The sequence below is a fragment of the Acinetobacter sp. GRABPA_MV_2 genome (assembly GCF_056725885.1).
Genome location: NZ_JBWZNA010000001.1, coordinates 281,529 through 305,177, shown reverse-complemented (window position 1 = coordinate 305,177; position 23,649 = coordinate 281,529). Strand labels below are relative to the sequence as shown.

The following is a 23,649-nucleotide window of genomic DNA, read 5'->3' as shown; positions in this document are numbered from 1 at the left end:
TGTTTTTTCATATTGATATTCGATTTAATCATATACATGTAATATGCTGATTCACTTGCACAACTTTGTAATCCTAGCCTGTGTAGTCAACTTAAGCAAATCATGTTCTAGTCTTTATATTTCTCTAAAAACCATAAAAAAAGAGAAGCTTTGATGGCTTCTCTTTTCTAAAACATGATCTATTCTTAGAAACCAAACATTTTACGTTCTAATGGAATTTCAATACCAATAGATGCACCTGCATCATTACCTTCTAGATCAGAATCACTTACCCAGCCATTAATTTTTAATGGAAGATCAGGTTTGATGAAATGCGTCCAAGTTAAATCAAGTGCTTTAATTTCATCATCTTTAGGGAATGCTTTATTGATTGCCAAGTTAGATTGGTTAACTTTAACCACCATAGCGCGACCACTTAAACGGTTCATGACATCAAAGCGGATATCACCACCCACTGAATACATTTGCCCATCACCCCCCATCGCATGTCCTAACGGGAAACCGTGTTGGTAATAACCATCTTTATAAATATAATGGTTATAAGAAATACCTTTTACATCACCATTGGTTCGTGTATCAGCCCATTCCGCATAAAGTTGATATGGCATATCATTGTAGCTTGACGAATAATCAACCCCAGCTAAATACATCTTTTTAGATGGTAGTAACCCAGCCTCATCTTCACCCACATATTGCCCATAAACGCCAACAGGAGCATTTAAAAGAGATTGAAGATTTAAACGGGCATCAAATCCAGCAATTTGGTTAGACCTGTCTTCAGAGGCATCATAAACATTATCATTACCCTTAATCGCATTCCATAAAGAATCCCAACTTTCAGAACGTCCTTCACCACCCCATTGTAAAGTTCGAGAAGCACCGAGTTCTAAATAAGGTAATGGTCTTGCAGTTACACGTAAACCTAATAATTTAGCATCAGGAACTGCTTTATAATCATCTAATTGACCTGCAAAAGCTTGATATTGCCAAGGCCCAATCCAAGATAACCATTTTGTTTCAAAAGCATTTTGCACAGCACGCTGTGCAGTCACGCCATAAACGGGACGACTCGCATCACCACGAATTAAACTACCATCGTGTCCAGGTCCCCACCATGTTGGAATTTGACCTGCAACTACCCATTGATTCCAAAGTTTACCAGCGACATATGAACCCTCGACATTAACATCTTGCCCATTGTCGATTTGCGGGTCTTTTTCTGCATTTACTCGGATTTTTGCATCCCAGTTTTCACCACCCGCATTAAATTCTAACGAACCTTGATATTGAGCTTTTTGGTTATCACCAAATGCTTGTGGAATATTTTTAATATCAGTTTCAGCAAAAGCACCCACTTTCACTGTATTGTTATCTGCTTTTAATGCATTAAGAACTGAGTTAATAACTTTTTGTTGAGCTGGATGAGACACTTTTGCCTGAGAGAGCGCACGCTGAATTTCATCACCACTTAACGGCCAAGTTGAAGTGCTAATATTAATAACACCTTGCTGATTTAACCAATTTAAGTCTGTACGTAAGTCCTCATCATTTAGCACCAAACCTTGTGCAAAAATAGCGGATGAAGCAGTTGCCAATATTGCAATCGAAAGTGTTTTTCTTAGAAACATGCCAGCACAATTCTCAAAGTTATTTATGAGCAACACCTTAAATTTTTTATCACAACTTTGCAATTGTTAAACTGTGCAATTACATTTTTTAACGCTATCTTAAGATTAGTATAAGTAGGTAAGTTTCTAGATATAAAAAGTAATAAAAAAGGCAGTATAAATACTGCCTTTTTGCATCTTAGAAGATTAGCCTTCTTTACGGCGCATATGCGGGAATAAAATTACATCGCGGATGCTTGGTGCGTCAGCAAATAACATAACCAAACGGTCAATACCAATACCTTCACCTGCTGTTGGAGGTAAACCATATTCAAGTGCTTCAACAAACTCTGCATCGTAATGCATTGCTTCATCATCACCAGCGTCTTTTTCAGCAACTTGCGCTTGGAAACGCTCAGCTTGATCGATTGGGTCATTTAACTCGCTGAAGCCATTTGCTAATTCACGACCACCGATGAAGAATTCAAAACGATCTGTAACGTGTGGATTGTCATCGTTACGACGAGCCAATGGAGATGTTTCCGCTGGATAATCGGTAATAAATGTTGGCTGACGAAGTTTAGTCTCAACAGTTTCTTCAAATACGATTGTTTGAAGCTTACCTAAACCAAAACCTGGCTTAACTTCTTCTTTCAACTCTTCACGAATAAATTTTGCAAGAAACTCGCGATCACTTACATTTTCAGGTGTGAACTGCGGGTTATTCTCTAAAATCGCATCGAACATAGAGATTTTCTTGAATGGTCCTTTGAAGCTAAATACTTCACCTTGGTAAGGAACATCAGTTGTACCTAGAATATCTAAAGCCAACTTTTCAAGCATATTTTCAGTCAATGCCATTAAGTCTTTATAATCAGCATATGCCTGATAAAACTCGATCATCGTGAATTCAGGGTTGTGGCGTGTTGACACCCCTTCATTACGGAAGTTACGGTTGATTTCGAACACACGCTCAAAACCACCAACCACTAAACGCTTCAAATAAAGTTCAGGCGCAATACGTAAGAATAAAGGCATATCCAAAGCATTGTGATGCGTTTCAAATGGACGTGCAGAAGCACCACCTGGAATCACATGCATCATTGGCGTTTCAACTTCCATGAAACGTTCTTTGTTTAAGAACGCTCGGATACCAGCAACAACTTTGGCGCGGATTTCAAAAGTTTTACGTGTTTCTTCATTCACAATTAAGTCAAGGTAGCGTTTACGGTACTTAACTTCTGTGTCATTTAAGCCATGAAATTTATCTGGTAACGGACGAAGAGATTTTGTAAGAAGTTCAAAACCTTCAAGATGAACATATAAGTCACCTTTGCCTGAACGTCCGATATAACCTTCGGCAGCAATAATGTCACCAAGATCTAAACCTTTAATAGTTTCAAGAATATCTTTTGGTAAGCCTTTACGGTCAACATATAACTGAATACGACCTGTCATGTCTTGAATCACCATGAAAGAACCACGGTTTAACATGACACGGCCAGCCACTTTTACATAAACATGCTCAGCGCTTTCAATTTGTTCTTTCGACTGATCTTTAAATTGTTCTTGTAGATCAGCTGCGTAATGTTCACGCTTAAAAGTATTTGGCCAAGGACTCTTTCCAGTTTCCTTCGCAACATCTTGGATTTGCTTTAATTTGGCATGACGCTGTGCAATTAAATCGTTTTCGGAAATAGTTGGTTCAGAAGTCGATTGAGCGTTTTGTTGCGTCATCTCTGCCTCGATTAAGTAAAAATGAAGTGGCATAGCTTAACAGATTGCAGGAGTTTTTCGAATGATTTCAATCAAACAAAAATGAAAAAAGACAATTTATGGAAAAGAGCAGTACTTTTTAAAGGCAAAATGACTTAGACCAATCGCTAAGATCATTTTTTAAAGCTTTTAGTAAAATATAAAAAAATCCAAATAACCTCGATATTCAAAGGCCCTATTTGCCTTGTATTTTATCAATGAGATTGTGTCGTAAATAATGAAAATTCTATTTTTACATGGCTTGGATTCTTCTCGTGAATCAACAAAGTTCCACGCCATTTTACATCCTGAAAAATTTTGTATTGACGTTGATTATCGTAACTTAAGTTATGCGTCTGTTGAGTACTTTTATCATCAGGCTATTCAGACGATCAAACCAGATTTACTGGTTGGTCACAGCCTTGGAGGATATTGGGCCTTAAAAACTGCCGCTCAACATAAATTAGCTGTGATTGTGGCAAATCCAAGTCTTACACCTAGTTTTCGACCTGACTATCCTCAACTTTCTGAAGAGGAGCTCACCATCTCTAATCCTAAAATGGCCTATTTAGAATTAGGAGATGAGCAACTTGATATGTATCAGGTTCAAGAAAAACTTGCACCCTACATGAATGTTGAAACATTTGAAGGTGGACATCATCGCTTAGCCTATCCTTCTCGCATCAATGATTTGATTATGAAAATTTATAAAAAATATTTGGCTTAGATTTAAACAGATTATTTATTTTTTTCTGCCAATTTCTTGATTACCTCAAAACCTTGGACGAAGCCACTTTTCAACATACCCATATATTCGGGTAAGGTGGCTAATTCGACTCTTAAAGTAGTTACATTATCGTGTTGGCTTAGAAAATATTTTTCTAATGAATCACTCCAGCCTTTGACTTCTTCACTTTCTAAATCTTCCTTACCGTCCTTTATCATTCCTAAATGCTTAAAAATCAAAATTTCCGGCTTTTTCAATTCTTCAATGGTAGAAACCATGCCATTGCCTTCACCATCTAAGAAATATGTTTTACCACCGATTTGCCAATCGGTACGCATTAAGGAATCTGGGGCAAAGAATTTTGTCCAAGCATTATATGTCTCGTTATTCCAGAGCAATTCCCATACTTTCTCTATAGGCGCTTCAATTTCTACTTCGTATACTAAGTTTTCCATAGTTCACTTCCCTGATTTATTCCGTTCTTATGATGTCGAATTTTAATTTTCGGATTTAATAATGACATCTATTACATTTTCATTTGTTGTTATTTAGCTTCCTTATTATATAAATCTTTTAAATGAGCAGACACTTTTTATTTCTCAATAATTTCAAAAACAACATTAAGTTTAAAATTAACGTTAAGAATGTATTAGTTATTATGAGTTTATGCTCAAGTTTTGCCTAAAAAACCACTTATTTGTCCTAACCTGCCATTCATCTTTGCTTACGAATGATTAAACTCCGTTATTTGCTTTACATTAAATGTAGAACTGCGTAAAAATTTGATATCCGATCAAAGGCACATTGGTTATTATTGACCGGATCGTGGTTACATTATTAATAGATGGAATAGTTTTACTGAAAGGCAGCTTTGAGCAAACTTATCAGTGCGGAGAGTCTCATGAAAAAATATCAATGTATCGTTTGTGGATGGATTTACGATGAAGCAGAAGGTTGGCCACAAGACGGCATTGCAGCTGGAACAAAATGGGAAGATATCCCTGATGACTGGACTTGCCCTGATTGCGGCGTTTCAAAAGCTGACTTCGAAATGATCGAAATCTAATGACTTCAAGTAAAAGGCCATGATTGACATGGTCTTTTTTACGAATATTACCAATCACCGTATTAAATAAATAATTCTAACTCTGGAGAGAAAAATGCATCCTATCGTCATTATCGGATCAGGCATGGCGGGTTATACCTTAGCGCGTGAATTTCGTAAGCTTAGTCCAGAGCAAGAACTTGTGATGATTTGTGCGGATGATGCAGTGAATTATGCAAAACCAACATTATCAAATGCATTTGCAGGTAAAAAAGCACCTGAACAAATTCCATTAGGTGATGCTGCAAAAATGGGTACCCAACTCAATATGCGTATTGAGCCTTTTACTTTCGTAAAAGAAATTTTGACTGAACGCCATGAGCTTGTTCTTGAGAAAGACGGAGTAACTTCGAATCAACCCTATTCAAAACTAATTTTAGCTGTTGGTGCTAACCCAATTCGTCTTGCAATTGCAGGCGATGGTAGCGATGACATTCATGTAGTGAACTCGCTAATTGATTACCGTGCTTTCCGTGAAAATCTAGCTCAACGTAAAGACAAGCGTGTTGTTATTTTAGGGGCTGGTTTGATTGGTTGTGAATTTGCCAATGACTTACTTCACAGTGAATATGACATTACTGTCATTGATTTGGCACCTCAACCATTAGGTCGCTTATTGCCAGGTCATATTGCTTCTGCATTCCAGCAAAATCTCGAAGAGGCTGGTGTTAAATTTGCATTAGGCACAACCGTTGAGAAAGTCAGCAAAATTAATGATGGCGAAGATTATGCGATTACACTCGCAAATGGCCAAACTTTGGTAGCAGACATTGTTCTTTCAGCCATTGGTTTACAGCCAAATATTTCACTTGCTAAAAGTGCAGATATTCAAACAAGCCGTGGAATTATTACCAATAGTTTACTTGAAACGAATCAAGCCGACATTTATGCAATTGGCGATTGTGCAGAAGTAAATGGCACGCTACTTCCATATGTAATGCCAATTATGCAACAAGCTCGTGCTCTTGCAAAAACCCTCAGCGGACAACAAACTGCCGTACACTACCCTGCTATGCCCGTTGCAGTAAAAACTCCTGCAGCTCCACTTACAGTATTACCGGCACCAGTAGATGTAGAAGTGAACTGGGAAACAGAAGAGTTCGACGATGGTATGCTTGCTAAAGCAATTGACAATGAAGGAACATTGCGTGGTTTCGTATTGTTAGGTGCAACAGCAGGTAAGCAACGCTTAACTTTAACAAAGCTTGTTCCAGATCTTATTCCAGCCCAAGCATAAGGTTTGAATCAGGAATACTCTTTTGTGAGTATTCCTTTAAGGAATGAATAACATGAATAGTGCCTTACAGTTTAACATTTCGCCCTACACATCTTTCATGCAAGAAACCAAAGTCAACTTAGGCAATGGTATTGAGCTACATGTAGAAGTAGGTGGAAAACCGGAACATCCAACCATTTTGCTGATTATGGGTCTTGGGGCTCAAATGCTTTTCTGGCCAGATTTCTTCTGTAAATCACTCATTGATCAAGGTTTTCGTGTTATTCGTTTTGATAACCGTGATATTGGCCTTTCTTCAAAAGTACGTCATGAAGGTAAGCGTTTAAATACTGTTAAATTGATGGGTCGCTTTGCACTCGGTCTAAGTAATCAAGGGGCACCTTATACCCTGCACGATATGGCAGATGATGTATCAATGCTCATTGACCGTTTAGGCGTGGCTAAAACACATGTCATTGGTGCATCAATGGGTGGGATGATTGCTCAAATTCTTGCAGCAAAATATCCTGAAAAGGTTGAGAAATTGGGGCTCATGTTTACAAGTAATAATCAGCCTTTTTTACCCCCTCCTTTTCCAAAACAGCTTTTGAGTTTAATTGGCAAACCTGAGTCACGTGACGAAGAAGGTATTGTTAATCACAGTTTAAAACTATTTCAATTGATTGGTTCACCTGGTTACGTCAACCAGATTGAAGCAATGCAAACTGCACGCAAACTTTATCAACGTAGCTATTATCCTGCTGGTGTACTTCAACAGTTTTTAGCAATATTATGTACAGGCTCCTTACTTCAACTGGACCGTGAAATTAAGCAACCAGCGTTAGTCTTACATGGCTCTTGTGATCGCTTACTTCCACCTAGTCACGGTAAGGCCGTAGCAAAAGCAATTTCCGGTGCTAAGTTTGAATTAATTGATGGAATGGGGCATGATATCCCTGCACATTTTATTCCACAACTTAGCGGTTTATTTGCGCATCATTTTAAATCATCATACTAGGACACTATGGCTGCATTACCCTCACTAAGACAGCTATCATATTTAGTTACGTTGTCGGAAACTTTGCATTTTACTGAAGCAGCACGCCGCTCTTTTGTCACGCAATCGACGTTATCAGGCGGCATCATGGAGCTTGAACGGTTATTAGGTGGCGTTCTGGTAGAGCGTGACCGTCAGAATGTGCGTTTAACACCCTTAGGTGAACAAGTCGTTGCTCGTGCCCGTGTACTACTAGCAGATGCTCAAGATTTAATGCGTTTGAGCCGTGAAATGAGTGAACCGTTAACAGGTGATTTGCATTTGGGAGTTATCCCAACCATTGCACCTTTTATCCTGACACGGTTACTTGATGAAGTGCATCAGCAGTTACCTAAAATTCAATTGCATCTGCATGAAGCTCAAAGTGAAAAAATTGTAGAGCGTCTAGAACACGGTAATCTAGACATGATTGTTCTTGCTCTACCATTTGATACCAGAGGCCTAAAAGTCGCTGAAATTTCGAAAGAAAATTTGTACCTTGTGTGTAGTAAGCAAGATGCAAATGCTTTACAAGCAAACTCTCTAGATGACCTTGATTTATCAAGATTAATTCTGCTTGAGGAAGGTCACTGTTTACGCGACCATGTTTTAAGTGCCTGCCCTATCGGTGAACGTAAAAACGACAACCGTTTAAAAGCAAGTTCTTTACCAACTTTAGTTGAAATGGTTTCTTCTGATTTAGGCTTTACGCTTTTACCAGAAATTGCAATTGAAAATAGTATGATCAAATTTAATGATCAGATTACTGCAAAACCAATTGAAGATGCCCCAAGCCGTACTTTAGCACTCGTTACTCGTAAAAGTACGCCGCTACAAAGTGAATTTGACGTATTACTGCAAATTATGCAGAAAATCACAACAAACCTACATGAATAAAAAAAGGAGTCTTCGGACTCCTTTTTATTTTATTGAGCGGTAAGGGATGCCCACTTAAACACCCAAGCAGATTGCATATTCAAACTAGGATCGGCGACAATTTTTTCTCTAATAATTTGTGCTATAGCATAGTCGTTGGCCGGATCTATCATAACCCGTATTCCTTTAGTGGTTGAACTAGTTACGACCTTATAACCTTTTGCTTCAAGCTGTGATTGAATCCTATTGGCTTTATTTTGATTAGAAGCTAATGCAACTTGTACCATCCATTTTTTTTCACCATTTTCCAAAATTTCTTTAGCAATCGCAGCATCAAGTTGTTTTTTATTTTCAGAATTTTTCTTTTCTTCTAATTTCTTTGTGTGAACATCCTCAGTTTTCTTTTGAGCTAAAAACTCATCTTGCTTTTGTTTTCTTTTTTGAATGATTATTGCTTTATTCCTTACCTCACTCTTTTTATTTTTATCATTAGAAGCTAATACAAAATAAGGATATACCCCTTGGTCATCAAATCTTTGAAATACGATGATATCCCCATAACACTTCTGATCTGCGTAAGCGGTCACTGGCATTATCCCCAAAATTATTTTAAAAAGTAAACTTCTAATAAAGCATTGCATCTTATTCATTTACCAAAGTTAAGTATATTTAATGCGGCGTATTAAAGTAGATTTCTCCTGATTTGTATATTCTTAAAATTCAATGTTTTATGGCAAAAATCACATATTTTAAAAACATATTGCTGTGCTTCAAATTATTATCGTTTATCCAACAACCATTTAGAAAAACTAACTAAATTACTTTGAATTTCAGTAAATTAAAAAGCCGACATTTTGTCGGCTTTTTTAATTAAATTTAAAACTTATTATTTAATCATTTCTAATAATGCCCTTTGAGCATTATGTAGTTTTTCACCCTCTGCGGGCTCAGCACGTACCCAAGTACCATCGGCTTGCAATAACCAAGCCTGTTGATTATCTTGTAAATAGTTTACTAATCCTTGTTGATAGATACGCTTTTTCAAAACAGGATCTTCAATAGGGAAACATGCCTCAACACGATTAAATAAATTACGATCCATCCAGTCTGCACTTGAACAATAGATACGGGCATCACCATTATTGCTAAAGTAATAAACACGCGTATGCTCAAGGAAGCGTCCTACAATTGAACGTACACGAATATTTTCTGATAAGTTAGGTAAACCTGGACGTAAACAGCAAATTGAACGAATAATCAGATCAATTTGAACACCCGCTTGAGATGCTTCATATAATTTATTGATCAATTGAACTTCCGTTAAGGCATTCACTTTCACAATGATTTGAGCTTTACGTCCTGCCTTAGCATTGGCAATTTCGTCATCAATAAAGTTGATGAGCTGAGCATGTAAGGTAAATGGTGCATGTAATAGCTTTTTCAATTTCGCCATTTTGCCCATACCCGTGAGTTCTTGGAAGATACGGTGCACGTCTTCACACAGATCTTTATCGGTCGTCATAAGACCATAATCGGTATAAATTCGAGCATTCATTGCATGGTAGTTACCAGTGCCTAAATGAACGTAACGCACAAGTTTATTGTTTTCACGGCGCACCACCATAATCATTTTGGCGTGAGTTTTATAACCTACGATACCGTAAACAACGACAGCCCCCGCTTCTTGTAAAACGTTAGCAACTTCAATATTTGACTCTTCATCAAAGCGAGCACGCAATTCAATAACCGCGGTCACCTCTTTTCCATTACGTGCCGCTTCTGCCAAAATCTGTACAATTTCAGAGTCAGCACCACTACGGTAAAGTGTCTGCTTGATTGCCAAGACTTGTGGATCGCGAGCAGCTTCACGAAGTAACTGAATCACGGGAGCGAAAGATTCAAACGGATGATGAAGCAAAATGTCTTGCTTCTGCATTGCAGAGAAAATGCTCTCGGTCTTTTTAAACACTTTAGGCACAACCGGCGTATGTGAGTCATAACGCAAATGAGGACGTTTAAAATTTGAAACCAGACGAGCCAAGTTTACAGGACCATCAACTTTATATAATTGCTCATCGGTTAAATCAAATTCTTCTAATAAGTACTCGTAAATATGCTGCGGACAGTTATGAGTTACTTCTAAGCGAACAGCACGACCAAAACGTCGAGAACTTAATTCGCCTTTTAAAGCTTTAGCTAAATCTTCAACATCCTCATTTAATGCCAAGTCCGCATTACGTGTAACACGGAATTGATAACATCCCGTTGCTGTCATTCCAGGGAATAAATCGGACACATGCTCATGAATAATTGCAGATAGCATGACGTGATGTTCTTTACCACCCGTTAACTCATCTGGCAATCGGACAACACGAGGTAATGAACGTGGTGCTGGTACCACAGCTAAATCAATTTGACGACCAAAAGCATCTTTACCTTCTAGGGTAATAATAAAGTTTAAGCTCTTGTTTACGAGACGTGGGAACGGATGCGCTGGATCTAAGCTAATTGGAGTTAATACAGGTGCAACTTGCTCTTGAAAATACTTCTTAATCCAAGCCGACTGAGCTGGGGTTAGTTCACCACGGCGAAGGAAGCAAATATCTTCTTCACGCAACTTAGGTAAAATTTCTTCATTTAAAATACGATATTGACGTTCAATCGCAGCATGAGCAGTTTCAGAGATTTTTTGTAAGACTTGTCGTGGAGTCAAACCATCAGGGCTACGACTCTCATTACCTAGAGAAAATTGCTCCATCACCCCCGCAACACGAATTTCGAAAAACTCGTCTAGATTACGTGAAAAAATGAGCAAGAAATTCATTCGCTCAAGTAATGGATGTAAAGGGTCTACCGCTTGCTCCAATACACGCAAATGGAAGTCAAGAATAGACAATTCACGATTTATATAACGGTCATTATAACTATATTCTGTAGGGGGCGTTGGTGTAATCGCTGTATTCATGTCTAACTCAATTCTCTATCCAGCCAAAATCTCTATAAAACAGTATGCTGCAAAAATATGACAATTTGGTAAAAACTAAAAAATTAACACATCTTTAAACATCATTATTCAGGAATCTGGGTACTATTCATATAACGTAAAATAACGCGTTTTCTATATTGTAGTTTACGATCGTTACGGTGGTCTTGATAATATTTCGGATCAGGCAATAACGCAGCTAAAAAGGCTGCTTGTTCACGCGTTAAGCTTCTCGCACTTTTACCATAATAATATTGAGCTGCTGCTTCAACACCATATCGATTTTTGCCAAATTCAACAGAGTTCATATACACCTCAAGAATTCGGCGTTTTGACCACATTCGCTCCATCATCCAAGTTGCGATAGTTTCTTGGCCTTTACGAATAAACGAACGCTTATTGTATAAAAACAAATTCTTTGCAAGTTGCTGAGACACAGTAGATCCACCAGCAACAACCTCTCCTTCTTCATTATTACGCTCTAGAGCAAAACGGATGCCATCCCAGTCAAAACCATGATGATGGATGAATTTTGCATCTTCCCCAGCTAAAATCGCATGTTTGAAATTGTCGCTAATATCATCATAGTCAAGCCATTCATGAATGATCGGCTCAGATGTATCTGACCAATAATCAATTCGCATAAACATGGTGGTATCAACTTCATGTGTACGCCACCAAACCAAACTTGAGAAAATCCAAAGTTGAATAAGGAGAATTGCCCCAATAAAAATTAACAACACGCGAACAATAAAAGCTTTCATGTTCGTCCTGATCTCCTGTATTCAACTTTTTTCATGTTAAGCTGTTAAGCATGTTCATATATAACAAAAGCATAGCATGACTCAATATCAGCCTCCGCACATTAATCGTAAACTCAATGTACAAACTTGGTGGCTGACCGCCTTACTGATCTTGATTAATGTAAGTTTGTTTGTCTGGCAAATTGCGACTGGTGTCGATATTAGCGACCCAGCCATGAAAGATGCTATTCATTGGGGCGCTGATTTTACACCACTTACTTTTACTGGGCAGCCCGAACGCTTATTTAACAGCATGTTTTTTCATTTTGGTCTTGTTCACCTCATGCTTAACATGTGGGCCCTCTATATTTTCGGTAATGTAGCTGAGTCACTATTTGGTCGCTTCTATTTTATAGGTATGTATTTACTTGCTGGCTTATTTGGTAGCCTTCTCAGTAGCTATATGACCATTCAAAATGGGCATGAATTACTGCAACATTTCGATCAAAGTTTACTTCCTCATGTCAGTGCAGGTGCTTCGGGTGCCGTGATGGGATTAGGTGCTGCGTTAACAGTACTTTCTCTATTTCCCCCGCTGCCTCATCAAGCCTACATACTCGATAAAAAAGCATTATTAATGATTATGGCCATCAACCTTGTTTTTGGCTTTGTCGCAACGGGTATTAATAATGCCGCGCATATTGGCGGCATGATTATTGGAGCATTCCTTGCACTAATGTGGTACTTAAGCTATGTCAGCAAATTAAAAGCTATACTTAAAATTTTCGGCCTATTAGGCGCAGTAATTATTACCGGTGGTTTTTATATGTACTGTGTACAAATCAATTCACCGTTACTTCCACTATGGCATGAAATCATTATCCAGAACCCTGACATTATTCCTTAAACTACACTTGGTTTAATTCTCTTAAACTTTGTAAAGGTGGCAAATTACAGAGATAGCCTAGTCGATAACGACCAATCAGCGCACAAACCAGCATCATGCCAATTGGTAAAATCAGCCATATTTCAATATGCCACTGTATTGCCATATTCATTTTATAGCTTGCGATCGCACTAATCACTTCTGCAAAACAGCAGGCAACTATGCCTGCTAGCAGACCTAAGAAACCAATCTCAAAACTGAGCATTTGCTTCATTTTATTTTTAGATAAACCAAATGAGCGCAGTAAAGCAACCTCACGGCGTCGCTCGTCCATTAACAGGTTTAAACATGCAATCAGTACCAATATTCCAGAAAAACCGACTAACGCTGCCAGTACAGTTACTATTTTGACCAAAACATTCATTAAGCGTTTTACTTCATCTAAAATCCGGTCAACATCAATAAATACTGTATTTGAGAACTGCTGAATAATAGTGATCATTTTAGGTTGATCTTGCTTAGGCACATAGAAACTACCTAAATAACTTCCAGCATTTTCGTCTAAGGTTTTAGGTGAAAAAATAAAGAAAAAGTTAGGGCTAAAACTTTCCCACTCGACACTCCGGAAATTCACAACTTTGGCTTGTAGTGTACCTTCAGGCAGGCTAAAGGTAAGCTTGTCTCCAATTTGGATTCCCAAACTTTCGGCAGTTTTACTTTCGACTGAAACTTGTCCTATGCCATTAAACTGGGCTTGACCATTTGTAATGACATTGTCATTTGGTAGTAAATCTGATTGAGTCAAATTCAGTTCACGGCGTAAAGAATTATTTTGCTTTATAGCCTCTTCTGAAAAAGGTACATCATTTTTAGCCAGTAATCGGCCACGAATATTGGGGTATAACGGGGTGCTTTGCCAACCATGTTGCTTTAACTGTTGCTCAAAGGTTTTTAAATCAAATGGAGGCAATCCATAAACAAATTGATTCGGTGTTCCTTCCGGAAGTTGTTGTTGCCAACGCTCTAATAAATCTGTTCTTAATACACTGAGCACTGTAATGAGGCTTAAGCCTAAAGCCAATGCAGTAATTTGTAAGGCACTTTGTGATGGCGAACGAATATAAAAAGACAAACGATTTTTCAGCTTTTTTAAGCTACGAAGCAATAGCCAAACAACAGTGTAAAGCAAAATACAAAGAACAATAATTGCTGCTAAAACCAGAATGCTGAGCATTAAGTTTTCACTCAATACCAAACTAAAAACGACTAGGCTAGTGATTCCTGCAAAAAACATAAAAAATAAAGATTTGCGAGATTTGGCTTGCTCGCGAATAACTCGAATTGGAGGTGTATTTAAAAGCTCCCAGATGCTTGGCAAAATAAAACCAAGCAGCACAATCACGCTGGTAAAAATAGCAATTGGTAAAGGACCGATTAAAAGAGGTACAACCGAAAAACTTAACTCTAATTGAGGGATCAATTGCAGCATAAGTTGCAGCAGGCCAAACCCCATGATTAAACCTAATAGGCTTCCCAGCACAATTGAAATCGCACTGACAATACAAAGCAATCCAATATATGCCCACAAGATTTGGAATTTACTAGCGCCTAAGCATCTAATAAGTGCAATGTGATCTTGGTTTTGTTGAACATAACGTTGACTCGTTAAAGCGATGGCAATACCACACAATAAAATCGTTAAAATATTGGCCAATTGCAAAAAAGTATCTAGGTTTTCAAGCGGACGTAATAACCTACTGTTCGATTCACTTGCATCACGTAAACGCAAGCCAGCCGTTTCATCTACATCTTTAGAAGGTTCATGCTGTTGCTTAAATTGCTTTGAAAATGACTGAACCTGTTCAGGGCTACCTGCCATTAATAAACGATAGTCAATTCTGCTCCCTGTCTGAATCGCATGAGTCTTAGCAATATCGGCTTGATGAATAATAACGGTTGGCGAAAAGCCTGAAAAACCGAGTTCCTGATTTGAATCACGCACAATCACGCCACTAAAACGGAAGGTACCATCAGCAATAGAAACAGTATCTCCTCGCTTTACTTTAAGTAAATCTGCTGCTCTTTGACTTAACCAAACTTCACCAGATTGAATCGCTTGAGTTTTTGGCGAAATTTCAAGCTGTCCTCTGAGTGGAAATAAAGGCTCAATTGCCTTTACATTCACCATGACAAACTGATCTTGGGTATGTGCCATCGAGCTAAATATAGTGACATTAGTTTGCTTTAAACCAAGCTGCTCAGCTTTCTTTTTCCACTGCTGTTCGATAGACTCGTTATTCGACAGAACTAAATCAGCACCCAGCATTTGTGAAGCTTGCAGACTGACTGCATTTTTAACTTGGTCATTACTAAATTTCAGGGCAGTTGTTGCACTGATCGCAAGCGATAGGGCAATAATGAGTAGATATAATCCACCGGTACGAAAACTTTGTAGCAACAGAGGCTTGAGAAGATTACGCATAGTTTAACCACCCTGTACTGTCTTTAGCCGGCCATCATCTAACTCAACATGACGCTGACAAAGGGTTGCTAAATTACGATCATGGGTGACTAAAATCAGTGTTGTACCTAGTTCTCTGTTTAAATCAAAGAGTAAGCTTTCAATTTCTTGTGCTGTCTGACCATCTAGATTTCCAGTCGGCTCATCAGCAAAAATAATTTGTGGTTCTGCAATAAGAGCGCGTGCAATCGCCACACGCTGTTGCTCGCCACCAGATAAGACTTTGGGCGTTTGTTCAACTTGACGACTCAGCCCAACTCGATGCAACCAATCTAAAGCTTTTTTCTCAGCTGTTTTATAATCAAAATCTTTACGTAATCGTAAAGGTAACATCACATTTTCAAGCGCACTCAACTGAGGCAGAAGTTGAAAAGACTGAAATACAAAACCAATATGCTGCATTCTGATTTGGGCACGTTGTTCCTCTGTTAACTGATGTACAGCTTGACCACACAACCAGACTTCACCTTCAGACGGTTGATCTAAAGTCGCCAAAATTCCTAGTAAGGTTGATTTACCTGAGCCGGAACGTCCCGTAATTGCTACCTGTTCCCCTTCAAAAATCTCTAAATCAATATCTTTTAAAATCGTAAACTGATTTTGGTTAATCTGAATAGTTTGTGTAACTTGATGGGCAGCAATGATGGGTTGTGGCATGATGTGAAAAGTCCTATGTATTCAGAATCAGGGTCGAAGTACAAATGTCTAAATCTTTTTTGATTGGTTCTAAAAGCATCATGCTCATCTCATTAAGTATGTTGCCTATGCTTGTATCGGCGAAAACTATTTTAATTTTAGGAGATAGTATTAGTGCCGGTTACGGAATTGATCCCAAACAAGGTTGGGTGCAATTACTGCAAAAACGCTTAGACCAACAGTATCCCAAACAACACAAAGTGGTCAATGCAAGTGTTAGTGGAGAAACAACAAGCGGCGCTTTAGCCCGATTACCTAAATTATTGCAGACCTATAAGCCGAATGTGGTCGTGATTGAATTAGGTGGAAATGACGGCTTGCGTGGGCAACCACCTCAAATGATTCAAAAAAATCTGGATCAGCTCATTCAATTAAGCCAAAAACAAAAAGCCAAAGTTATTCTTTTTGGCATGAAGATTCCGCCAAATTATGGTGCTGCGTATAGCAAAGCTTTTGAAAATAATTATAAAGTCGTAAGCCAAAAACATCAGGTGAAACTACTACCGTTTTTTCTAGATGGTGTTGCTGGTCAAAAACAGCTTATGCAAAATGATTTGATTCATCCCAATGCTCAAGCGCAGTCAAAACTACTTAATTTAGCTTACCCATATATAAAAGGTGCCCTATAGGCACCTTTTATCTTTAAATATTCTTTTTAATATGATCAGAAATCAAAAAAAGTAACTTCACCAGTTTCGAGTGAATATTCTGCACCGACAACAATCAACTCACCTTTTGCAATCAGGCTCTCTAACACCGCTGAACCATGGCGTAATTGATTTACCGAAGCAAAAACGTTTGAACGCACCGCATGACATGATAATTTTTTCAAATCATTTTTTAAATCAGTCTGCATTAAAATTTCAACTGATGGACGAACGCGGTTCACAATCGACATTAGGTTAGATGATGGCGGGTGATCAGGATTCATTAACGTATCAATTGTCGCCTGAATTGCGCCACAATGACTGTGTCCTAATACAACTACAACCGGGCAGTCATAACGCTCTGCTGCGAACTCGACACTACCGACTTGTGAAGGTGCAACCACATTACCAGCAACACGGATTACAAATAAATCACCAAGACCTTGGTCAAATACCATCTCTGCTGGAACACGAGAATCTGAGCAGCCAAGTACAATTGCAAACGGATTTTGATCCTTTGCCATTTCAGCGCGTTCTTGATGAGATAAGGTTTTTGCAAGGGAAGTATTTCCATTTACAAATCGTTGATTGCCGGCTTTCAGACGATCTAAAACTTCTTGCGCAGTAGGCATTTTATATTTCCATTGTTTTTTCAAGGTTGGAAATCATTTTAATGTGTCAAAATTTGAATGTCACTGACAAAAAATAAATCCTTTTCTATGAAAAAATTTAAAAATACTTAACCTGTTTTAATGTAGAGCTCACTGCATATTCGCTACTGTTTAGTGAAAAAATAGACATACTTTGGTTCTCGGATTGACTATAATTTTCTTCATTCTAAACATTTGGCAAATGACTCATTGGCAAAGTTTTTCAATAATTTTTCAAACTCGCTTAAGCTTCAAGGATGAAATCTATGACAAGGGTGTCCACATCAATTAAGGCCTCTATGAAAAAAACTGCTACCGCCCTGACATTGGCTTGTAGCTTATTGTCAGTGATGAGTATTTCTCAAACACAGGCAGCCGATAATATTGATGTGACGTTCCAGAATGTTTTACAGCAAGAACGTAGCTGGGCAGGTTTACAAAGTAAAAACTTAAAAGTCGGTGATGTGACTTGGTCATATAGCGAAGGCGGCTCCACAACAAAACCGACTTTACTGCTTATTCATGGCCTAGCAGGCAGCCGTGATAACTGGAACCGAGTGACTCGTTATCTCACCACAAATTATCATGTCATTATTCCCGATTTGCCGGGTAGTGGCGAAACTATCGTTCCACAAGATTTCGATTATTCAGTACCAAATCTTGCTGAAAAGTTACGTCGCTTTGTTGAGGCTGCAAATTTAAAAGGTCCAATTCATATTGCTGGGCACTCACTCGGCGGCTCTATTGCCCTACTCTATGCCGGACAATATCCATTTGAAACCAAAAGTCTATTCTTGGTGGATAGCGGCGGTATTTTTCGCTCAGCCAATACAATTTATTTAAAAGATCCTGCTTACCTAAAACAACTTTTAGTCTCTAAAAAAGGTGACTTTAATTATTTATTAAAACAAACCATGTTTAATCCTCCGTTTATTCCTAAAGAGTTTCTTCAAGCTCAAGAAAAGTTGATGATTGATCAGGCACCTCAAACACAAAAACTGGTTGATCAATTGATTGCACTTAATAAAGTCTATACACCAGACTCATTTGCGGTACTTACCAAAACAATCGATGCACCGACGCTCATTTTATGGGGTAAACAAGATAAGATTATTAATGTTGAAGTAGCAAGTGAACTAAAACGACTTTTAAAGAATGCTCAGCCTCCAGTTATTTTAGAAAATGTAGGCCATATGCCGATTTTAGAAGCAGAACAATTGGTTATGCAACAATATCTACCGTTTTTACTTAAAGTAGAAACAAATCAGTCGTCAAAAACGACCACACCTTAAATAAAACTTCGGACTTGTGAGACCTTATGTCTACCCAACCACTTATTGAAAAACTTATTGAAGCTCATCTAGATTTTTTAGATGAGCAATTTGCTCAGACTCAGGTGATCCAGCAAGAGTTTGAGCAATTTTATCATTGGTTGGGGAGTCGGCAATTACAGCATCTGTGGACTTTTGAACAAATTCAACAGCTCATTCAAAAGCAGATTTTAGATACGCCTGCTTCTGATTTTCTAATTGAACAAATTGCTGAGCATATTCGCTTTGCATTAATTCATCCTGCAAATGACACCGCAACTATTGAGGATGTTATTCCTGTTTTAACGATTGATAGAATTGCACAATACGTTGCGAGTAAAGAGCAGCACCGTAAAAAGCTCATTAAAACAATTGTGAATAATCCTGCTTTTTCGACCCTACTCACGCAACTGATTCAGCAAACAATGCATGATTATTTAGATGAATCCATGTCAAAACGCGTACCTGGTGTAGGGCGTTTTATGAAAATGGGGAAATCTGTTTTAGAAACAGTAACCGATTCCAATCTGGACGATACGATTAATCATTATTTGCAAAAGAATATTCTAAAACTCAGCCAAATGAGTGAGCGTGTTTTAAACCAACATTTTGACAATGATAAGCTCTACCATTTTCAGGCAAATGTTTGGCATAAAGTTAAAACTATGCGACTTTCTGTTTTAAAAAATTATGTAGAAACTCAAGACTTATCAAAAACGGTTGGTTTAGGGCATGAAATATGGGACCACATTCGCCAAACTGATTATTTAAAACAACAAGTACATGATGGTATCTATACTTGGTATGTACGTAATCAAGAGCGTAGTTTTGATTTATTGCTCCGTGACCTCAATATTGATGAAAGCTTAGTGCAACATGAGCTGACCACGTTACTTGTGCCTGTATTACAGCAGTTAATTACAACAGGACATTTAAGACGCCGTGCCCGTGTGTACTTAGAAAAATTCTATTATTCTGAAAAAGCATTAGATATTTTAAATAACAAAGGCGCTTAGAGCGCCTTTGTTATTTATATTGATTAGAAAGAATATTTTAAAGAAGCGTAATAAGCTCGACCTGGTTCATTATAAGTTTGGCTGATTGAATTACTATCTCTTAAAATTTGTTTATCAAACAGATTACTTACACCAACACGCGTACTTATATTGTCTGAAAATTTATAACCAACATTAATTCCAGCGGTACTATAGCTTTTTACAGTACTTGGCTTGAGCGCAGAATCTGCTCCACCTGAACCAATACCAGATTCGATTCTACTTTCTGCAAACTGGCGTGATTTTTGACGGCCATATTGAGTGAACACAAAATTCACATCTAACTGATCTGTGATGTCATAATCAAAAATTGAGTTAATTGTATAAACTGGAACTAAAGATAATGGATTACCTGTTTGTTTATCTTTTGAATCCATCATATACGTAAAGTTGTTAGTCCAGCGGATATTACCGAAATCTAATCCTAAGCTTCCTTCAAAACCTTGAATTAATGCTTTAGGCGTATTTTCCCAACGTAAGATATTCCACTTAGTATTGGTCACAGCTCCTGTATTTGCATTGGTGCTTGAACCATCAACTGTTCCAACAACATTTGTACCAGCCACAATTTTATCTTTATAGTCATTGCGGAACCAAGTTAAGCTCGCATTCACGATGTCTTTTTGGAACTGGATACCGAGCTCTTTGTTAACCGAAGTTTCTGGTTTTAAATCACCATTACCTTGTAATAAGCAACGTGACTCAATATTGGCCGGACAACCATTGCCATTTGTACTTAATAAATACCCTTCGGCATTTTGATACATATTCGGTGCTTTATAAGCTTTTGCTACCCCACCTTTTAAAGTGAAATAATCGTTAAGTCTTTGGGTAATATTTAAGCTTGGACTCCAGTTAGAACCAGATTTACTATGGTCATCAAAACGCAGACCTAACACGACATCTGTGCTCTCTGTGAGTTTCAAGTTATCTTCAATATATGCAGAAGCAATACGTGACTCCATTTTACTGCGATCGCCTTTAGCCAATTGATCGCCATAGCCTGAACCACTACTGTCTTTTCCTTGATTTGTCGACACATTATCTTTAAATCTGTCTTCAACCCATTCAGTACCAAGTGTTAATACATGCAGCACATAATATTCAAAAGGAATATTGGCTTCACCATTAAATCGAAGAGTTTCTAAACGTGAAGTGGCTTTATCATCAAGATTATTAATTTTTCCTTCTGTGCTGCCACCAAGGCCTTCTGGAAGACGTTTATTATGCGTTTTGTCATATTGAGCAACGAGCTTACTCTTACCCCAAGACCAATCACCCTCATGTGTTAATGCATAGCTATCACGGTACATAGTATTGGTTTCTTTACCAATAAGTTCTGAAAGAATCGCATCCGCCTCAGCATTTGCATTTAACTGAGAGTCACCAGAATAAATATTACCTTGTTTGCTAGAAGAGACATCAAGCAAAATAGTTTGCTGATCTGTTGCCTGCCAAGCTAAACGACCTGAAATATCTTTATTTTTAACGCCTTCACGCCCAGCTGCGGTACTACCAATTGATTTATTAATGTCAACATCGTCAGCTTCTGTTTTATTGTAATTACCATATAAACGATAAGACAAAACATCTTTAATCAGTGGCCCACTTACGTTAAAACCAACACGATTTGATGCGCCTTCTTTAGAGTCTTCAGGTTGCGATGTATAAAATTCTACTGAGCCATGGGTTTCATTAGTCACTTTTTTAGTAATGATGTTAACCACACCACCTGCCGCACCAGAGCCATAACGAGCTGCTGCTGGACCACGTAAAACCTCAATCGACTCGATTGCTTCTGCTGGCACCCAGTTTGAGTCACCGCGTGTATCACGCTCTCCTTTCCAGCCATAACGAACTGAATTACGAGAGTTAATTGGTTTTCCATCTACTAAAATAAGCGTGTTTTCGGGCCCCATTCCACGAATATCAATTTGTCTATTATTGCCACGCTGCCCTGTTGCGCTGTTACCTGTTAAGTTGACACCAGGCATACGGCGCACATAATCAGAAATATCATTACGAACTGGTAGTTTTTCTAAATCTTCTTGGGTGATTACTGATACACCGAGCGACTGCTTCACTTGCTCTTCAGCTGTTACAAAAATTGTTTCCAATTTCACAGGTTCAGCAGGCTTTTCTAATGCTTGTTCAGCTTGTTCTTGCTCATTTTGTGCAGCATAAGCCATAGACATCATACTTGCCAGTACTGAAACAGAAAGCACTGACTGGATAATACGCTTCGACATAAGTATTCCCAATATATTGATTTATTAAACATCTCTCATTTTCAGTTTCGCATTGTAACAAAGATAAATAAAATTACAAATGTTATTGATAATAATTATCATTATTTATATTGAATAATAAAAAAACCTCACTGCGAGGCTTTTTTATTTCACTTTTCAAATAATTTGATTATTTGAAATAAGCACCTTCAGCTTGTGTATGGTCTGTTTGGTCAACCACACGTTGAAGCTCAGGAATGTTCTCTCTTAAAGTAGTTTCTACACCTTGTTTCAAGGTAACATCAATTGCAGAACAACCTTGGCAACCACCACCAAATTTCAATACAGCAGTTAAACCATGTTCTGGATCATCTTGTACTTCTACCAAGCTACAATTTCCGCCATGCCCTGCAAGACCTGGGTTAATTTCTGCCTGAAGAATGTAAGTAATACGTTCTTCAATCGAAGCATCTGGACCAACACGTGGAACTTTAGAGTTTGGAGCACGGAAAGTGAGCTGACCACCAAAACGGTCCTTGTTGTAATCGATTACGGCATCTAAAAGATAAGGAATAGATGGCGCATCAATATATGCAGGAAAATCAGGATAGTCCTGTTTATAATCCGTTGGGATCACTTCTTCTGGCGCACTATATGCCATACAGCATTCCGCACGTGGCGTACCCGGATGCTCAACAAAAATTCGAACGCCAATTCCCGGAGTATTTTGCTTCGTTAGTAAATCGTGCAAATACTCTTGTGCAGATGGTGTAATCAAAAGGTTTGGAATTTCTTCTGCAATAGCAGTGTTGGTGTTCTCAGTCGACATAACAATATTCCTCAAGCTGATGCCTTTATATTAACCGAAGATGAGGTGGATTTAAAAAAAATCAACTAAATTTGTCGGATTTATACACAACAGGGTTTCAAGTTAAGTTTTTAATGGCATTATTGAGCTCAGTATTGATCATTTTTTAAATATTTCTTATGTTGCATTTGCCGTTTAACCATACAGTTACTCTTATTATTATTACGGTCATTATTTCTTTACTTGCTTTTAGCAATCAAAATGTAATGAACCGATTGATTTTTTGGCCGCCTGCAATGCAACGTGGACAAATTGATCGATTCATTACTCATGGCTTTATCCATGCCGACGGAACACATCTACTTTTCAACATGATTACCCTGTTTTTCTTTGGCAGTATCATTGAAAGTTTTTACCGCCAATATTTCTATGACATGGGTTTTGTGTTGTTCTATTTAGGTGGCTTAATCTTTGCGATTTTGCCAAGCTATTTACAACATAAAAATGATGCGAATTGGGCCAGCCTAGGTGCCTCAGGTGCTGTTTCAGCAGTTTTATTTGCTTATATTCTGTTTCAGCCATGGAAGCTGATTTTTGTATTCTTCATTCCTGTACCCGCTATTATTTTTGCTATTTTATATGTGGCGTATAGTATTTGGGCTGGTAAGCGTGGTAATAGCAATATTAACCATAGTGCTCATTTATGGGGTGCAGCTTACGGAATCATCGTAACCATTTTACTTGAACCTAAAGTTATTCCACATTTCTTAGACCAGCTTACTCGCCTTCCTTTTTAAAGC

General features: G+C 38.1%; 22 protein-coding genes. 11 read left to right on the top strand and 11 right to left on the bottom strand.

Annotated elements, in window-relative coordinates:
- Window positions 1-185: 185 nt before the first annotated feature.
- Together ACXM0J_RS01395 and lysS are read right to left on the bottom strand one after the other, a co-directional pair.
- Window positions 186-1,628 carry a capsule assembly Wzi family protein gene (locus tag ACXM0J_RS01395; RefSeq protein ID WP_086264887.1) on the bottom strand — a complete coding sequence of 481 codons (1,443 nt, stop codon included), beginning with the start codon at window positions 1,626-1,628 and terminating at the stop codon, window positions 186-188.
- A 186-nt stretch (window positions 1,629-1,814) separates the two neighbouring features.
- Complete coding sequence (gene lysS, locus ACXM0J_RS01390; protein WP_086264941.1) at window positions 1,815-3,344, bottom strand: lysine--tRNA ligase; 1,530 nt, start codon at window positions 3,342-3,344, stop codon at window positions 1,815-1,817.
- Window positions 3,345-3,600: 256 nt separating this feature from the next.
- Between lysS and ACXM0J_RS01385 the strand changes: the two genes are divergently transcribed.
- Complete coding sequence (locus ACXM0J_RS01385) at window positions 3,601-4,089, top strand: YqiA/YcfP family alpha/beta fold hydrolase (protein WP_005070605.1); 489 nt, start codon at window positions 3,601-3,603, stop codon at window positions 4,087-4,089.
- Between the two features lie 11 nt (window positions 4,090-4,100).
- On the opposite strand, the gene ACXM0J_RS01380 is transcribed toward ACXM0J_RS01385, so the two are convergent.
- Entirely contained in the window at window positions 4,101-4,544 is a 444-nt protein-coding gene (locus tag ACXM0J_RS01380; protein WP_086264886.1) for an SRPBCC family protein, read from the bottom strand.
- Window positions 4,545-4,990: 446 nt separating this feature from the next.
- Between ACXM0J_RS01380 and rubA the strand changes: the two genes are divergently transcribed.
- From rubA to oxyR, 4 genes are all read left to right on the top strand, one after another.
- Window positions 4,991-5,155 carry a rubredoxin RubA gene (gene rubA, locus ACXM0J_RS01375; RefSeq protein WP_000760495.1) on the top strand — a complete coding sequence of 55 codons (165 nt, stop codon included), beginning with the start codon at window positions 4,991-4,993 and terminating at the stop codon, window positions 5,153-5,155.
- 94 nt (window positions 5,156-5,249) lie between these two features.
- Window positions 5,250-6,431, top strand: coding sequence for a rubredoxin reductase RubB (gene rubB / locus ACXM0J_RS01370; RefSeq protein WP_086264885.1), 1,182 nt, complete (start codon window positions 5,250-5,252; stop codon window positions 6,429-6,431).
- Window positions 6,432-6,483: 52 nt separating this feature from the next.
- Window positions 6,484-7,428 (top strand): esterase EstB, encoded by a 945-nt coding sequence (gene estB, locus ACXM0J_RS01365; RefSeq protein WP_213034393.1) that lies wholly within the window; start codon window positions 6,484-6,486, stop codon window positions 7,426-7,428.
- Between the two features lie 6 nt (window positions 7,429-7,434).
- On the top strand, window positions 7,435-8,343 hold the full coding sequence (gene oxyR / locus ACXM0J_RS01360; RefSeq protein WP_068566306.1) for a LysR family transcriptional regulator OxyR: 909 nt from the start codon (window positions 7,435-7,437) through the stop codon (window positions 8,341-8,343).
- 29 nt (window positions 8,344-8,372) lie between these two features.
- On the opposite strand, the gene ACXM0J_RS01355 is transcribed toward oxyR, so the two are convergent.
- Window positions 8,373-8,963, bottom strand: coding sequence for an SPOR domain-containing protein (locus ACXM0J_RS01355; RefSeq protein WP_213034398.1), 591 nt, complete (start codon window positions 8,961-8,963; stop codon window positions 8,373-8,375).
- Between the two features lie 57 nt (window positions 8,964-9,020).
- Between ACXM0J_RS01355 and ACXM0J_RS01350 the strand changes: the two genes are divergently transcribed.
- The gene (locus ACXM0J_RS01350) at window positions 9,021-9,149 is read left to right on the top strand and encodes a hypothetical protein (RefSeq protein ID WP_086264938.1); all 129 of its coding nucleotides are present in this window, start codon (window positions 9,021-9,023) and stop codon (window positions 9,147-9,149) included.
- 59 nt (window positions 9,150-9,208) lie between these two features.
- On the opposite strand, the gene ppk1 is transcribed toward ACXM0J_RS01350, so the two are convergent.
- Both ppk1 and mtgA read right to left on the bottom strand, forming a co-directional pair.
- Window positions 9,209-11,287 carry a polyphosphate kinase 1 gene (ppk1, locus tag ACXM0J_RS01345; protein ID WP_086264884.1) on the bottom strand — a complete coding sequence of 693 codons (2,079 nt, stop codon included), beginning with the start codon at window positions 11,285-11,287 and terminating at the stop codon, window positions 9,209-9,211.
- Between the two features lie 104 nt (window positions 11,288-11,391).
- The gene (gene mtgA / locus ACXM0J_RS01340) at window positions 11,392-12,069 is read right to left on the bottom strand and encodes a monofunctional biosynthetic peptidoglycan transglycosylase (protein WP_002117784.1); all 678 of its coding nucleotides are present in this window, start codon (window positions 12,067-12,069) and stop codon (window positions 11,392-11,394) included.
- Between the two features lie 76 nt (window positions 12,070-12,145).
- Between mtgA and ACXM0J_RS01335 the strand changes: the two genes are divergently transcribed.
- Entirely contained in the window at window positions 12,146-12,955 is an 810-nt protein-coding gene (locus ACXM0J_RS01335; RefSeq protein WP_086264883.1) for a rhomboid family intramembrane serine protease, read from the top strand.
- A gap of 1 nt (window position 12,956) precedes the next feature.
- On the opposite strand, the gene ACXM0J_RS01330 is transcribed toward ACXM0J_RS01335, so the two are convergent.
- Both ACXM0J_RS01330 and ACXM0J_RS01325 read right to left on the bottom strand, forming a co-directional pair.
- Window positions 12,957-15,416 carry an ABC transporter permease gene (locus ACXM0J_RS01330; protein WP_086264882.1) on the bottom strand — a complete coding sequence of 820 codons (2,460 nt, stop codon included), beginning with the start codon at window positions 15,414-15,416 and terminating at the stop codon, window positions 12,957-12,959.
- A gap of 3 nt (window positions 15,417-15,419) precedes the next feature.
- Window positions 15,420-16,112 carry an ABC transporter ATP-binding protein gene (locus ACXM0J_RS01325; RefSeq protein ID WP_005802976.1) on the bottom strand — a complete coding sequence of 231 codons (693 nt, stop codon included), beginning with the start codon at window positions 16,110-16,112 and terminating at the stop codon, window positions 15,420-15,422.
- Between the two features lie 44 nt (window positions 16,113-16,156).
- Here ACXM0J_RS01325 and ACXM0J_RS01320 point away from each other — a divergent pair, with 44 nt between their 5' ends.
- Window positions 16,157-16,780, top strand: coding sequence for an arylesterase (locus ACXM0J_RS01320; protein ID WP_033848609.1), 624 nt, complete (start codon window positions 16,157-16,159; stop codon window positions 16,778-16,780).
- 35 nt (window positions 16,781-16,815) lie between these two features.
- Here the strand turns inward: ACXM0J_RS01320 and ACXM0J_RS01315 are convergent, their stop codons facing one another.
- The gene (locus ACXM0J_RS01315; protein ID WP_002117769.1) at window positions 16,816-17,430 is read right to left on the bottom strand and encodes a carbonic anhydrase; all 615 of its coding nucleotides are present in this window, start codon (window positions 17,428-17,430) and stop codon (window positions 16,816-16,818) included.
- A 284-nt stretch (window positions 17,431-17,714) separates the two neighbouring features.
- Between ACXM0J_RS01315 and ACXM0J_RS01310 the strand changes: the two genes are divergently transcribed.
- On the top strand, window positions 17,715-18,740 hold the full coding sequence (locus ACXM0J_RS01310; protein WP_086264881.1) for an alpha/beta fold hydrolase: 1,026 nt from the start codon (window positions 17,715-17,717) through the stop codon (window positions 18,738-18,740).
- A gap of 26 nt (window positions 18,741-18,766) precedes the next feature.
- Window positions 18,767-19,774: a hypothetical protein gene (locus ACXM0J_RS01305; RefSeq protein ID WP_086264880.1), complete on the top strand. Its 1,008-nt coding sequence runs from the start codon at window positions 18,767-18,769 to the stop codon at window positions 19,772-19,774.
- A 23-nt stretch (window positions 19,775-19,797) separates the two neighbouring features.
- On the opposite strand, the gene ACXM0J_RS01300 is transcribed toward ACXM0J_RS01305, so the two are convergent.
- Together ACXM0J_RS01300 and nfuA are read right to left on the bottom strand one after the other, a co-directional pair.
- A complete protein-coding gene (locus tag ACXM0J_RS01300) occupies window positions 19,798-22,062 on the bottom strand; it encodes a TonB-dependent siderophore receptor (RefSeq protein ID WP_086264879.1) in 2,265 nt (754 codons plus the stop codon).
- A gap of 169 nt (window positions 22,063-22,231) precedes the next feature.
- Complete coding sequence (gene nfuA / locus ACXM0J_RS01295) at window positions 22,232-22,870, bottom strand: Fe-S biogenesis protein NfuA (protein WP_086264878.1); 639 nt, start codon at window positions 22,868-22,870, stop codon at window positions 22,232-22,234.
- Window positions 22,871-23,028: 158 nt separating this feature from the next.
- Between nfuA and ACXM0J_RS01290 the strand changes: the two genes are divergently transcribed.
- The gene (locus ACXM0J_RS01290) at window positions 23,029-23,646 is read left to right on the top strand and encodes a rhomboid family intramembrane serine protease (protein WP_017387134.1); all 618 of its coding nucleotides are present in this window, start codon (window positions 23,029-23,031) and stop codon (window positions 23,644-23,646) included.
- Window positions 23,647-23,649 lie beyond the last annotated feature (3 nt).